Source organism: Flavobacterium sp. LC2016-13 (assembly GCF_009707955.1).
Lineage (GTDB): Bacteria > Bacteroidota > Bacteroidia > Flavobacteriales > Flavobacteriaceae > Flavobacterium.
This window is the reverse complement of sequence record NZ_WMDQ01000003.1, coordinates 518,618-532,669: the sequence shown is the minus strand read 5'-3', so window position 1 is coordinate 532,669 and position 14,052 is coordinate 518,618. Positions and strand designations below refer to the sequence as shown.

At 33.2% G+C, this 14,052-nt stretch carries 16 protein-coding genes, 1 tRNA gene and 1 pseudogene; 12 read left to right on the top strand and 6 right to left on the bottom strand.

The window, feature by feature from the left end; translation table 11 throughout:
- Positions 1-52: 52 nt before the first annotated feature.
- Genes GKZ86_RS09325 through GKZ86_RS09315 form a run of 3 tightly spaced genes read left to right on the top strand, consistent with a single transcriptional unit; the run spans position 53 to position 1,514 of the window.
- Positions 53-895: a hypothetical protein gene (locus GKZ86_RS09325; RefSeq protein ID WP_230328244.1), complete on the top strand. Its 843-nt coding sequence runs from the start codon at positions 53-55 to the stop codon at positions 893-895.
- A 5-nt stretch (positions 896-900) separates the two neighbouring features.
- Positions 901-1,203: a hypothetical protein gene (locus GKZ86_RS09320; RefSeq protein WP_012026321.1), complete on the top strand. Its 303-nt coding sequence runs from the start codon at positions 901-903 to the stop codon at positions 1,201-1,203.
- A 35-nt stretch (positions 1,204-1,238) separates the two neighbouring features.
- Complete coding sequence (locus GKZ86_RS09315) at positions 1,239-1,514, top strand: hypothetical protein (protein ID WP_012026320.1); 276 nt, start codon at positions 1,239-1,241, stop codon at positions 1,512-1,514.
- 349 nt (positions 1,515-1,863) lie between these two features.
- Here the strand turns inward: GKZ86_RS09315 and GKZ86_RS09310 are convergent, their stop codons facing one another.
- The 6 genes and pseudogenes from GKZ86_RS09310 to GKZ86_RS09285 all read right to left on the bottom strand — a co-directional run bounded on the left by GKZ86_RS09310 (position 1,864) and on the right by GKZ86_RS09285 (position 6,121).
- Positions 1,864-3,171, bottom strand: coding sequence for a site-specific integrase (locus tag GKZ86_RS09310; protein ID WP_154782835.1), 1,308 nt, complete (start codon positions 3,169-3,171; stop codon positions 1,864-1,866).
- 291 nt (positions 3,172-3,462) lie between these two features.
- Positions 3,463-3,543: transfer RNA gene (locus GKZ86_RS09305), tRNA-Tyr, on the bottom strand.
- A 186-nt stretch (positions 3,544-3,729) separates the two neighbouring features.
- Positions 3,730-4,116, bottom strand: a pseudogene (locus GKZ86_RS25610) (TlpA family protein disulfide reductase); the annotation flags it as partial.
- An 18-nt stretch (positions 4,117-4,134) separates the two neighbouring features.
- Entirely contained in the window at positions 4,135-4,896 is a 762-nt protein-coding gene (locus GKZ86_RS09295; RefSeq protein ID WP_154782834.1) for a DUF4369 domain-containing protein, read from the bottom strand.
- Positions 4,897-5,155: 259 nt separating this feature from the next.
- The gene (locus GKZ86_RS09290; protein ID WP_007806810.1) at positions 5,156-5,596 is read right to left on the bottom strand and encodes a KTSC domain-containing protein; all 441 of its coding nucleotides are present in this window, start codon (positions 5,594-5,596) and stop codon (positions 5,156-5,158) included.
- A gap of 273 nt (positions 5,597-5,869) precedes the next feature.
- Positions 5,870-6,121 carry a hypothetical protein gene (locus GKZ86_RS09285; protein WP_154782833.1) on the bottom strand — a complete coding sequence of 84 codons (252 nt, stop codon included), beginning with the start codon at positions 6,119-6,121 and terminating at the stop codon, positions 5,870-5,872.
- Positions 6,122-6,207: 86 nt separating this feature from the next.
- Between GKZ86_RS09285 and GKZ86_RS09280 the strand changes: the two genes are divergently transcribed.
- From GKZ86_RS09280 to GKZ86_RS09245, 9 genes are all read left to right on the top strand, one after another.
- Positions 6,208-6,750 (top strand): hypothetical protein, encoded by a 543-nt coding sequence (locus GKZ86_RS09280; RefSeq protein WP_154782832.1) that lies wholly within the window; start codon positions 6,208-6,210, stop codon positions 6,748-6,750.
- The gene (locus tag GKZ86_RS25230) at positions 6,750-6,899 is read left to right on the top strand and encodes a hypothetical protein (protein ID WP_165593062.1); all 150 of its coding nucleotides are present in this window, start codon (positions 6,750-6,752) and stop codon (positions 6,897-6,899) included. The genes GKZ86_RS09280 and GKZ86_RS25230 overlap by 1 nt, the downstream gene beginning before the upstream one ends.
- A gap of 94 nt (positions 6,900-6,993) precedes the next feature.
- The gene (locus GKZ86_RS09275; protein ID WP_154782831.1) at positions 6,994-7,221 is read left to right on the top strand and encodes a hypothetical protein; all 228 of its coding nucleotides are present in this window, start codon (positions 6,994-6,996) and stop codon (positions 7,219-7,221) included.
- Positions 7,193-7,591 (top strand): YchJ family protein, encoded by a 399-nt coding sequence (locus GKZ86_RS09270; protein WP_228526561.1) that lies wholly within the window; start codon positions 7,193-7,195, stop codon positions 7,589-7,591. The genes GKZ86_RS09275 and GKZ86_RS09270 overlap by 29 nt, the downstream gene beginning before the upstream one ends.
- A gap of 106 nt (positions 7,592-7,697) precedes the next feature.
- On the top strand, positions 7,698-8,816 hold the full coding sequence (locus tag GKZ86_RS09265) for a VWA domain-containing protein (protein ID WP_154782830.1): 1,119 nt from the start codon (positions 7,698-7,700) through the stop codon (positions 8,814-8,816).
- Between the two features lie 175 nt (positions 8,817-8,991).
- Positions 8,992-10,455, top strand: coding sequence for an AAA family ATPase (locus tag GKZ86_RS09260; RefSeq protein ID WP_154782829.1), 1,464 nt, complete (start codon positions 8,992-8,994; stop codon positions 10,453-10,455).
- Between the two features lie 306 nt (positions 10,456-10,761).
- Positions 10,762-11,355: a 2OG-Fe(II) oxygenase gene (locus GKZ86_RS09255; protein WP_154782828.1), complete on the top strand. Its 594-nt coding sequence runs from the start codon at positions 10,762-10,764 to the stop codon at positions 11,353-11,355.
- A gap of 62 nt (positions 11,356-11,417) precedes the next feature.
- Positions 11,418-12,272 (top strand): EamA family transporter, encoded by an 855-nt coding sequence (locus GKZ86_RS09250; protein ID WP_154782827.1) that lies wholly within the window; start codon positions 11,418-11,420, stop codon positions 12,270-12,272.
- A 443-nt stretch (positions 12,273-12,715) separates the two neighbouring features.
- Positions 12,716-14,002, top strand: a complete 1,287-nt coding sequence (locus GKZ86_RS09245) for a Glu/Leu/Phe/Val dehydrogenase (RefSeq protein ID WP_194632492.1) — start codon at positions 12,716-12,718, stop codon at positions 14,000-14,002.
- Positions 14,003-14,052 lie beyond the last annotated feature (50 nt).

Sequence of the window (14,052 nt, the reverse complement as noted above, 5' to 3'; positions counted from 1 at the left end):
TTAGGTGGTCAATTTAAACCAAAACTTGGTGGTCAATTTAAATTGGAATCAGATGATCAATATCACTGGTTTTTACACTAATACAATGAATGAGAAAAATTTAGATTACCTGAAAGACCAGTTAAAATATACTGGATTTGGAGAAACGTTCGATGCTGAACTGCGAGAGAACATAATGAAGGGAGAAAAGGATTTTAAAATCATGCACACCGGCATTATCAATAATGGTGTACCAAATAAGGATACCTTAACTGTAGAATTAAACTTCAAAAAGTCCGAACAGACTGATATGTACTTTTTTAATTCCTATCACGTCAATCTTCAGAAAGAAGAAAACAAACCTGGTCTGGAACAGACCTTTTACATCAACAAAGACAGCGCCAGCATTACTATGAAAGAGGCTTATAACTTGATGGAGGGCAGATCTGTCAATAAAGATCTTAAAAATAAAGAAGGAGAGGGCTATAATTGCTGGCTGAAAATTGACTTTAAACAATCAGATAATGGTAATTTTAAGTTGAACCAATACCATCAGAACTACGGATATGATCTGGAAGCCAGCCTTTCCAAACATTCAATTAAGGAGCTCAATACTCCCCAGTATAAAGAGGATCTTTTGAATTCCCTTAAAAAAGGAAATCTTCAGTCAGCGACTTTCGTAGTTAGCGGTGTTGAAAGTAAAATGTTTGTGGAGGCAAATCCCCAGTTTAAGACTGTTAATGTTTATGATGAAAATTTACAAAGAATTAATCATCGAGAGAGTAAGGAAGAGAAAAAGGCTGAATCTCAAAAAGAATCAGTATCTAAAGATCAAAAAAAAAATCTAGATTCTGATGAAGGTGATTCAGGGAGGAAAGATAATAAAGTAAAGAAAAGAAAAACTCCCTCACTTTAAAAGTTATGGAAAAATTAAAGCCTTTATCGGATTTTTTCAAAGCAATAGAGAATGATTACCGGATTAGTCCAATGCATATTGCCATTTATGCAGCTCTATTACAATTTAGATCCGTTAAGGGCTTTATTAATCCAATTTTTGTCTTTAGCTCGGAGATTATTGTTATTGCTAAAGTTTCTTCAGCAAATACGTATCATAAATGTGTCCAGGAACTTCATCAGTATGGATATATAAAGTATAGACCATCTTTTAAAAAAAATCGTGGAAGTGAAGTATATTTTTTGTTTTCAGCTGACGCGGACATCTAAAGATTCTGCAATTAATAATTTTATGAAATTATACTATGAATGAAATTGTAACCAAGGAAGATCTGAGACAGTTTGGTCTTCTTCTAGTAGATAAAATACAGGCTTTATTTAAAGATAAGGATTCTGGACGGAAAGAAACTTTGGAACCAGAGTGGATTAAAAGCAAGTCTGTGAGAAAACTGCTTGATATTTCAGCAGGTTCAGTACAGAATCTTAGAACAAGCCAAAAAGTCCGTTTCAAAAAAGTGCTTGGATCGTACTACTATAATAAAGAAGATCTTCAAAAACTATTTGATGATGATAAACACTAAGAGATTAAAAGAAAGCTATATAATGAGTTATCTGTCAATGTATAGTAATGATCCTAAACTAAATGTCTGGCATCTATCAATTTTGACAGCAATACTGGGATTAGGCTATAGGCAGGGCCAAAGAACAAGGATTAAAGTCAGCCGCAGTAAAATTATGGAGCTGTCTCATGTGAATACGCTGCCGACTTATCATAAGTATTTTAAACAGCTTCAGGATTTAGGATACATTAAGTACACCCCATCTTATCATCCAGGATATAAAAGCGAAGTTAAGTTGTGTAAAAAGAGGCTATGTCAAAATATTTGAGATAGCCTCTTTTAATTTTAAATATATTTTGAAATTTATTGATCACGAAGAAATGTTGTATTTCTTTTTGATTGCCTGAATTTCCTTTTCGAGCCTGCTGAGAACCGCCAAATCAGGTTTAGATATTTTGGATCCAGTTTTATTGAGTTTTTTATTGAGAATAGACATTTCACGACCGATTGTGGCCTGCTCAGTTATAGCATATGCCTCAGTCTGTTTTACCGATGCATGACCCAGCAGTTCTTTAACTACATTAATAGGGACGTTGTTATTTAATGTCACAGTGCTTCCAAAAGTACGGCGGGCCATATGCGTGTTTAATGTAAAAGGAAAGCCACACAAGACTGCCACCTCTTTTAGATACTCATTCATTTTCTGGTTGGATGAAACAGGAAGCACGGTTCCACGCTGCATACACAGCGTGTGCTCTTTATATTTTTCAACTATTTTCAGTGCTTGGGGAAGAAGAGGTACATTAAATGATGAGTTTGTTTTCTGCCTTTCGGACATAATCCATAGATTTCCATCAATGCCTTCTTTGATATCAGTTTTCTTTAATTGATAAGCGTCTATGTAAGCCAGGCCAGTGTAGCATTGGAAGACAAATACATCCCTTACGACATTGAGCCTGTCAGTTGTGAAATAATGACTTTCAAGTTCGTACAATTCCTGTGAGGTGAGTGGTTTTTTTACCAGTTTTGTTTTACGTCCCTTAAAGTTCTTAAATGGGTCCTTGGTGATTAATTCCTTATCAATGGCGCGGATTACAATCTTTTTGAAATTTGCAATATACTTTAGGGTTGTGTTGTTGCTGCAGTCTCGTACAGTTCTAAGGTAAAACTCGAAGTCCTTTACAAACTCGAGATTCAAATCCGCAAATTCAAGATCGTGCTTTTTTAGCTTGAATTTTATAAAAGCAGTCAAATGGTTTTTAGTAATGGTAAACCGGTCAAGGGTGCCTTTTGCATAGCCTTTTCCAAGAAGCGCCTCCATTTCATCATTATGCTTTTGAAATTCTTCGAGCACCTTAATCTTTGGCGCTGTCCTTCCCAGAACCTCGTCCATAATTTTCTCAGCGGTTATGGTTTTGCCGCTGTACATCATTTCGGTTTTGATTTCATTGATTTTTAAAGTCAGCGAATCCAAAAAGAAGTTCAGCGACTTTGCATCTTCCTTTGAGCCGACCGCTCTTTCGAACCTTTGATCCCATCGTGTATTATCCCATTTTCTTTTCGTTGAGCTTTCCTTACGGATACCGTCAACAGTTATTCTGAAATATACGATCCATTCTTTACTTTCTATTTTGGGTCTTTTTAAAAAGAATCCCAAACCAAAACTGCTTTCCAACATAATCCTACCTTTTAAATTAATAAATGTAGAATAATATTACTGCCAAATCAAGTCGTTAATCTCGTTAACCCCTGTAAAATAAGGGGTTTTTACTGTTTCTGGTGCACTTTTCAGCGCGCCGGAAAGTGCACCGATTCTGCACCTTTAATTTTGTGAGTATTTATAAATATTTAAAATAGGCCTAAAATAAAAAAAACCTGCAAATCGTTGAATTTGCAGGTCTTTAGACATTTTTTGTGGCTTTTTGAAAAGATTGAAAACTTTAAGTTTTCCGCCTTTTAGGCCTTTCCGTGGGGAGAGCAGGATTCGAACCTGCGAAGTTTTCACAGCAGATTTACAGTCTGCCCTCGTTGGCCGCTTGAGTATCTCCCCGATCTCAGCGTTGTTGCGCCTTGTTGTTCTAAGCGGTTGCAAATATATAAACGTTTTCGAGGTTTACAAAGTAAAATTGCAATTAATTTTAAGTAATTTTAAAAGTATTTTTTAATTCATTGGTATTGAATAAAATAAAAAAATCTCCACTAGGGAGATTTTTTTGTTTTATTCTGAATATTGGTATTATTTAGCTAAAAGCTCTAATATTTTCGCTCTTAATTCAGGACCTCTTAAGTCTTGAGCAACTACATTTCCTGATGCATCAAGAATAAAAGTTGCCGGAATTGATTCAACGTTGTATTGTTTAGCAATTGGTTCGTCCCAAAATTTTAGGTTCGAAACATGTGTCCAGGTTAAACCATCTTTTGCAATAGCTTCTGTCCACTTGCTTTTTTCTTTATCTAATGATACGCCAATAATATTTAATCCTTTAGAATGTAATTCTTTGTAGATAGCTACAACATTTGGATTTTCTTTTCTGCATGGTCCGCACCATGAAGCCCAAAAATCAACGATAGTTACTTTACCTAAACTTTCTTTAAGCGAAATTACTTTTCCTTCAGGATTTGGTGCTGAAAAATCGGCTCTTCATTTAGCACTACCAACAGGAGGAGCTGTTGCACCAACTGCAGGCATTTTTGCTTGACCTAGTTTGTTTTTAATTTCTTTACCAGGAGTACTGTTTTTCAATGACTCATCTAATGCGTTGTATAAAGTCTCTACTTTCTTTACATCAGCACTTGGATCATTTAACATACTTTGAATGATTAAAGCAGAAATTAATGCTTTTGGGTGACTTTCAGCATAACCTTCATATTTCTTTTTAGAATCTGCTTGTACTTCAGTTTGAATAACCATGTATTCTTTCATCAAACCATTGATAGTTGCTGTATCCTGAGCTTGTTGAGCAGTTTGCATTTTCTGAGTATTCTTTTTCTGAAAATCAATTAATTTTTTCTGAGTTTTTGTAAGATCATCATTGAATTTTACATACTCGTCATTATTGTAAGTTCCAGAAATTTTAGATTTATGGATACTATCTTTATCAATTGCAATTTTAATTTCTCCAGTTTCTAAGATGAAAGGAATTGGTCCGTTTGCACCTTGAAGAATTAAAGTATGAAAAGCTGGTTCAGTTACTTTTCCTTTAATTTCAAATTTACCATTTTCAACCTTTACTGTATCAAGAGCTAATGGCATTTTTGTAGTTGGGTCCTGACCTTGAAGAATGATCGTTTTTCCGTTTTCAATTCCTGTTGCAGTTCCTGTAATTAGGTATTCTCCGTCTTTAACTTTGCTGCATGAAATTATCGCTACAGAAGCGGTAAGTAAAAAAAGTATTTTTTTCATTATAAAAAATTAATTAGTTAATTGATTTGTGCAACAAAAGTATCTAAAAATATAAAACATAAAGAATTTTGTAACCTAAAATTTTGTTATAGTTTTTTAGTGCTTAATTAGCATGTTTTCAGCGTGTTTGTTGACTAAATTTGACTTAAAACTTTCAATTATATGATTATTTAAAATTAAAATATATAATTTTTTAAATTTTAAGCATAAAAAAAGCACTCTGTTGCCAGAATGCTTTTATAGATATTATAGTATAAATCTATTCTTGATTTGTTTTCTTTCTCCATGTAAAAGAGTTAAGAATGTGTCTTTTTGCGAATCTTCCAGGAGAATCAGCATTTACCATTTTCACGTAAGTTGCTTTAGGAACACTAATGTATTCGTAAACGCTTCCGTTAGAGAAATCGATAATTAAACGACCTTCAACAAATTTATAATCAGTAATTGTTGCAGTCGCGATAGTCTCAGTATATTCAGGTAAATTTGCTTTAATCGTTTCAGGATTAATACTTACCAAAAAGTGATAAGCTTCAATAATAGCTTTACTTTTTTCTTCTGCAGCTTTCAAACCAGCATCATCGCCTTGAAATTTATCAGGATGAGATTCTTTCATCGCATTACGATAAATGGTTTTTAAATCTTTTAACTCTGCAGTTTTCTCAACGTTTAGTAACTTGCGGTATTCAACTATTTTTTTCATAAATAAAAGGTAACTACTTGTCTATTAGTTTGAAATTGAAATTAATTGTTCAAAAAGACAAATTTTTTGCAAAGGTACACTTTTTTTTAACTTTTTACTTTTCATAGAAAAAATATTCTAAAAAGTTATTTGTTAAATGTTTGAAGTTAGATGTAAAACAGAACAATGAATAATTTTTTACCGGAAAGTGCGAGAATCTTTGTGAACTTTGCGGTTAAACTTTTTTCTCATTTCAAACCTGAAACCTGAAACCTGAAACCTGAAACAAAAATATTATTTATCCTCCGGCTTATTATTAGCTTTATGGAAGTTCTTAGACTTTTTAGGATATTTATCATAACTGATATCACTCGGGTTTTCGATAACAGATTTAATCGTAATCAATTCACCTACCGTATGATTCGTATGAGCAATTTTATAATCTAGAAGATATTCACCACAGAAATAATTGTTGTTTTCATCTTTTTCTATGATGCCGGTATAAACTCCTTTTTGCAACATTTTTTCGTGTGAATCTTTAGACATGACTTTTTTATTTAAAATTGAATATGCAAAGTTAATCAATTTATGTTTGTTTTAGGGAGTTCTTGACAATCTGAGTATATTTGCACATGCAAAAAAACTTTAAGCCACATCCAAATTCTTTCAAAAATACCTTTTGTGTTTTTCATGAAGTGCTTCCGGTTGAAATTGAAGGTTTAAAGAAACAGTTTGAAAGTAAAGCAGGAAGTACCTATTATTATACCGAAGCCGGAATGTATCGCGTTTCGAATCATTGGGGAAGATTAGCGAATAGTAAATGGCGTTTGGTGGCGCGTGAACCCGAAACAGAATCGAAAACTAAAATAGGTTTTGCTGCTTGGAACGAATTTTATCCTGATAATGCAGAAGAAAAACTATATTATATAGAAGCTGATTTTGATAAAAATCTGGTAACGTATCAACACAAAAAAAATCCGGATTACGATCAAAAAGCAATTTTGCGAACCAGTTTTGAGACCACAAAACGAATCAAACAAATCAGGAATTTACAGCAATTAACTTCCTGGGCAAAGTATTTTGATTATGATAATATTGATGACTTACGAAAGGAAATTATCAATGAATTAATTTATACAGAGAAAACTTTAGACGAAATTAAAAGAGAAATATAATGGGACGCAACAACGAAAGGAATATCAAAAAGCACAATGACAAATTGCACAAAGCCCAAAATAAAGTAAAACAGGCCGAAATTGCACGTAAAGAAAAGTTGAAAGAAATTATAAAAAAGTTCAACGAAGACAAAAAAGAAGAAAATTAAAATAGTTTCAGGTTTTCTTTGTTTCAGGTTTCAAGTTCGCAAGGATAAAAACATAAAACAAAGAAAAGGTGAAACATGAAACAAAAAATAAAATATGAAATTTGAAGATTTAAAAGCAAGCGTACAGGAAATCATTGATTTAATCGCTGCAAAGAATGATAGAGAAGCTAATAACAAATTGCTTGAAGTAAATGAAACTTTAGACGAAATGCTGGATCATGCAGAAGAAGACGAAGATTTAAGAGAAATTAGCCGTTATCAGGTTTTATTGAATCAGTTACATGTAAAGATTAATGGAGAAGAACCAGTTGATGGAGAATAAAAAATGCTTTTGCGATACAGGTTTACCATTTGAAAACTGCTGTGGATTGTATCTTGAAAACAATCAAAAAGCTCCGACAGCGTTAGCATTAATGCGCTCCAGATATTCGGCTTATGCAACTCATAATGCCGATTATCTTTTAGAAACTACCCATGTTTCTGAAAGACAATATTACTCTAAAACTGAAATTTTAAAATGGGCAACGAGTAATAAATGGCAAAAATTAGAAATTTTAAGTTCATCAGAAGATACAGTCGAATTTAAAGCCTATTTTTTAGATGCTAATAATAAACCACAAACCCATTATGAATTTTCGACTTTTAAATTCGAAAATGATTCTTGGTATTATGTTGACGGAAAGTTTGAATAATTGCTAGATTTATAAGGAATTTCAACCTATTTTGTTTCAATATTTTAACTAAAAATTAATAAACGTTTCTTTTTTCGTAATTCTAAAATAGTGTAATTTTAGAATTATGAAAAAAGAATTTAAAAAAGGTTTTTATTTTAAGTCGTACGAAGCCCCATTTCAGTCTCCGTTTGAAAAACTTTTTGGTATATTCAAAGAGCTAATCACCCATACTTCGGGCGATTTTGATGAAGCTATAGACTGGCTTCGGGAGTTAGATAAAGAATATAAACTGACGGATGAGCACTACACAATCGATGATTTTATCGAAGATTTAAAAAAGAAAGGTTACATAAAAGACGAGGTTAAAGAAGACGGAACCGGAGGTTTTGGTATTACTGCTAAAACAGAACGTGCGATTCGTCAGCAGGCTTTAGATCAGATTTTCGGAAATTTGAAGCGTTCCGGAAACGGAAATCATAAAACAAAACATGCCGGAAATGGCGATGAACATACCGGAGAATTCCGTGAATTTAATTTTGGGGATGGTTTAGAGCGTATCTCATTAACCGAGAGTTTACGAAATGCACAAATAAACAATGGTGTAGAAAGTTTCATGCTAACTGAAAATGATTTGGTAGTTGAAGAAACGCAATACAAAGCCCAAATGAGTACAGTTTTGATGATCGACATTAGCCACAGTATGATTTTATACGGCGAAGACAGAATCACGCCTGCCAAAAAAGTTGCAATGGCTTTGGCAGAATTAATCACAACCCGTTATCCAAAAGATACTTTGGATATTTTGGTTTTTGGAAACGACGCCTGGACAATTCCGATTAAAGATTTACCATATCTGCAAGTTGGTCCATATCATACCAATACAGTTGCAGGTTTGCAATTGGCGATGGATATTTTGCGAAGAAAGCGAAATACAAACAAGCAAATTTTCATGATTACCGACGGAAAGCCAAGTTGCGTTCGCGAGCGTGATGGTTCCTATTATATGAACAGTAACGGACTTGATGAATATATTGTCGATAAATGTTATACACAAGCACAACAAGCCAGAAAATTACACATTCCGATTACAACATTTATGATTGCAAACGATCCGTATTTACAGCGTTTTGTCAATCATTTTACAGAAGCCAATCAGGGAAAAGCATTTTATACCGGATTAAAAGGTTTGGGCGAAATGATTTTTGAAGATTATGAGACTAATAGGAAGAAAAGAGTTAGATAATAGGTTCAAAGGTTCATAGTTGCAAAGGGACAAAGTTTTTTTGGTTTCGCATATCGTAGAGGCGCTCAGCAGTGCGTCTCCTCACAGTTAATACACAAAGAGGTAGGACTTATCAAAAATAAAGGAACAAAAAATAAATTGAATCATTAAATCTTTCAATTTTTAAATAAATAATATGAAAATAGAAAACATAAAAACATTAGGCCAATTAAAGGCCTCAGGATATAAAAGTATAAGCATCAAAGACGAATTGCGAAATAATCTTCGTGAAAAAATAAAATCGGGGAAACCAGTTTTTGAAGGTGTTCATGGTTTCGAAAACACCGTAATTCCAGAATTAGAACGTGCTATTTTATCGCGTCATAACATCAATTTATTAGGACTTCGTGGACAGGCAAAAACACGATTGGCTCGTAAAATGATCGAATTATTAGATGAATATATTCCGTTTGTTGCTGATTCTGAAATCAATGACGATCCGTTAAATCCGATTTCTCGTTTTGCAAAAGATATTATCGATGAAAAAGGAGATGAAACACCAATTTCTTGGTTGCACAGAAACGAACGTTTCTTTGAAAAATTAGCAACGCCGGATGTTACCGTTGCCGATTTAATTGGTGATGTTGACCCTATAAAAGCAGCCAATTTAAAATTATCGTATGCCGATGATCGTGTAATTCACTTCGGAATGATTCCGAGAGCAAACCGTTGTATTTTTGTTATCAACGAATTACCAGATTTACAAGCCAGAATTCAGGTAGCATTGTTTAATATTCTGCAAGAGGGCGATATTCAAATTCGTGGATTTAAGTTAAGAATGCCGTTGGATATGCAGTTTATCTTTACCGCAAATCCTGAAGATTATACCAATCGCGGAAGCATTGTTACACCATTAAAAGATAGAATTGGTTCTCAAATACTAACGCATTATCCTGAAAGCGTTGCCATTGCAAGAACAATTACAGAACAGGAAGCGAAACTTGATGAAACACAACATAAATTAGTTTATGTACCAAGTTTAGCCAAAGATATTCTGGAACAAATAAGTTTTGAAGCCAGAGACAGCGAATACATAGATAATAAAAGTGGTGTAAGTGCCAGAATGAGTATTACAGCTTTTGAAAATTTAATGAGCACAGCAGAACGCCGCGCACTAAAATCCGGAGTTGATAAAACAACTTTACGTTTGTCTGATTTCATCGGAATTATTCCTGCCATTACCGGAAAAGTAGAATTAGTTTATGAAGGAGAGCAGGAGGGAGCTGCAGCAGTTGCACAAAATTTAATAGGTTCTGCAATCAGAACTTTATTCCCAACACTTTTACCTAAAATAGAAAAGCTTGAAAAACCAGACGCAAAAACGCCTTATTCAGACTTAATAGAATGGTTCTTCGCAGAAAGTGGTTTCGAATTATTAGATGATGCATCAGACAAAGAATATAAAGCTATTTTAGATGAAGTAACACCGTTGGATATAATATTAAAAAAATACCAACCTCAATTAGATAAAAATGATCAATATTTCTTCAAAGAATTTATTTTATGGGGATTAGTTGAATATAAAAAATTAAGCAAAGATCGTTTTGCACAAGGACATCAGTTTAAAGATATGTACGGAAGTTATATTAGCAAATTGTAGTTAAAAATCTATTTTTCTGACCGAACCCGACAGGTTTTTAAAACTTGTCGGGTTTTCTATTTATGAATCGACATAGTTGTGTCATTTCGACGGAGGAGAAATCACACCAGAAATTCCGCAATGCAAATCGCCAATCTTTGTCGAGCTTCTAGTGTGATCCTTCCTTCGTCAGGATGACAAGATTGTGCTGAAACTGACTGGTTTCAAAAAACCTGTCGGTTTATTATTTCTAAAAAACACCATTACCAGTTTTATTTCATCTACCTTGCTACGTTGGCTGTATTTGCAGTCTTTCCCAAAATAAAAATGGAAAATGGTTTTGAAGATTTAATAGCAAGTTATATTGAAAATAATATAGGTATTTCTGAGCATTTTTTAAGTGATGAATTAGCCAATAATCTAAAACAAAATTTACTCCATTTAAATGAAGATAGTTTGTTACTCGCTGCAGGAATAGGCAATTCAGAGAAACTTTCCTATAACGGCGCCATTCGAAGCGATTCTATTTATTGGCTCGATAAAAAAAATAATAACGCTTTTGAAAATCAGTTTTTTGATAAAATTGATGCATTCATAATTTACTTAAACGAAAGTTGTTATGCAGGAATTACAGGTTACGAATTTCATTATTCACTGTACGAAAAAGGTGATTTTTACCTCAAACACTTAGATCAGTTTAAAAATAATCCAAGTCGGAAATATTCGATGATCAGTTATCTTAATAGCAATTGGATAGAAGCTGACGGCGGCGAATTAATGATTCATCAGGAAAATAATAATCAAAAGATTTCGCCAACGCAAGGCAAAACCGTTTTCTTTAAAAGTAATGAATTAGTTCATGAAGTTTTGGTTACACAAAATACCCGAATGAGTATTACCGGATGGTTAAAGAGTGATTAATGTTGCTTTTTTCAAAATTATAAAACAGATAAAGGTTATTTTTGCATTCAAAATTTAATCTTATGCTGTTTCTTGTTTTAAGTATTCTTTGTAGCGTTATTGTTGGAGTAATTTTCAAAATCACCAGAAAATATAAAACGAATCCAACCCAAATTGTAGCATTCAATTATATCACTGCACTAGCACTTTGCTATTTTACTTTTAGCCCCGATTTAACAGAAGTTCACACAAACGCGCCCTGGAATATTTACCTTGCTATTGGGGTTTTGTTACCTGTTGTTTTTCTTTTTTTGGTAGCTTCCATAAAACACATGGGAATCGTAAAAACAGATGCCGCACAGCGATTATCACTTTTTATTCCAATATTAGCTGCATGGTTTATTTTTAAAGAAGAATTTAATTCTTATAAAGTAATCGGCTTAATTATTGGTTTTACGGCACTTTTATTCATCTTAAAAAAGCAATCTCAGAATACAGAAAATAAGTGGATTTATCCAACCGTTGTATTATTGGGTTTTGGTGTAATTGATATACTTTTTAAACAAATTGCACTTTATACCACTTTGCCTTATACGACTTCATTATTTATAGTTTTTGATATTGCATTGGCTGTTTCACTGCTTATTGTAGTGTACGAAGTCGCTTTAAAAAAGGTAAAACTGAACTATAAAAATATTCTTTTTGGAGGTTTAGTTGGTATTTTTAACTTCGGAAATATTCTATTTTATCTTAAAGCACATAAAGCATTTGCCACAAATCCGTCGACCGTTTTTGCCGGAATGAACATGGGCGTGATTATTTTAGGAAGTTTTGTTGGCTTACTTTTTTTCAAGGAAAAATTATCCAAAATTAATTTCATAGGCATCTTTTTAGCTTTAATTGCCATTATTTTGATTGTTATTTCTCAATTTAAATAATTTCCACACTTTATAAATTGTTAATTTACAGTGTCTTTCAGGTTATTTTTGTAATATTTAAAAATAAACTCGACTAATTCTATAGGATTTATAAATATATTTATAAATTTGCAATAACAATGAAGAACTATAGCCAAAATATCATTCCATTCATGTGCAGCTTTATGATGTGTTGCATGATGAATCCTGTAATGAAATGGCGTTAATAGAGAAAGTACTTGTTAGTTATTTTTTTTTTTAGCCTTTCATGCACAATGAAAGGCTTTTTTTGGAAATAAGTAAAAAATTATTGAAATGAGATCAAACAGACATACCAATATTATGATGCAATGCTGCCACATGAAAATTCCATGTTGTAGCTGTGGCTATAATAATTAAAAATAGAAAGATTCAATTCTTTAAGAGATTTCAAAAAATAAACCCCAATTTAAAAGATATATAACATGAGTGCAGAAATAATTAAACAGAATCCGTTTCAATCTATGATTGATCGTTTTAATATCGCAGCAGATATTTTAAATTTAGACGAATCGATAAGGCAGACATTACAACGGCCTGAAAAGCAAATAGTTGTAAACTTTGCAATCACACTCGATAATGGTACAGTTCAAAACTTTGAAGGATATCGTGTCATTCATAATACAGCATTAGGCCCGTCAAAAGGAGGAATTCGTTATGACAACGCCGTAAATTTAGACGAAGTAAAAGCACTTGCAGCCTGGATGACATGGAAATCTGCCGTAACAGGAATTCCGTTTGGAGGAGCAAAAGGCGGAATCATCTGTGACCCAAAAACACTTTCTAAAACAGAATTAGAAAAAATTACAAGAGCTTATACAAAAGCATTATCAGATATTTTTGGACCTGAAAAAGATGTTCCTGCACCGGATATGGGAACTGGTCCTGACGAAATGGGCTGGCTAATGGATGAATTTTCATTAGTTCACGGCAAAACAATTCATGCCGTAGTTACCGGAAAACATTTGCATTCAGGAGGTTCTTTGGGCAGAGTAGAAGCAACCGGAAGAGGCGTAAGTATTATTACACTTTTGGCACTTGAAAAATTAAAACTAAGACCGGCAAGATCTACTGCAGCAATTCAGGGTTTTGGAAATGTTGGACTTCATTCTGCTTTGTTTTTATTCGAAAAAGGAGTGAAAATTGTGGCTGTTAGCGATGTTTCAGAAGCTTTTTATAATCCGGATGGACTTAATATTCCTGAATTAATCCTGTATTATAACCTGAATAATAAAAGCATCAAAGGGTATCCTAATTCGGTTGCCATTAAACACGAAGATCTATTGCTATTAGATGTTGATGTTTTGATTCCGGCAGCTAAAGAAGACGTTATTACGCAAAAAAATGCCAATGAAATTAAAGCGAAAATTATTGTAGAAGGAGCAAACGGACCTGTTTCGTCTGATGCTGATAAAATATTACACGATAATAATGTTTTGGTAGTTCCTGATATTTTGGCAAATGCCGGAGGCGTTACAGTATCTTATTTTGAATGGCTTCAGAATTCGCTTTTAGAATCGTGGAGAATTCACCAGATAAATAAACGTTTAGAAGATATATTAGAAAAAGGTTTTGAAACTGTTTTTAGAATTGCAGCAAAACACAATGTTACACCGCGTATCGCCGCTTATATTATTGCTTTGCAAAAAGTAGCCGAAACACAATCTGTAAAAGAAGTAGCATTAGAAGCTCCAAAATTCAAGCAGAATTAAGAGCTTTTGAACTGAGTAAATATCTAACACATAGAAACATAGATTTTATG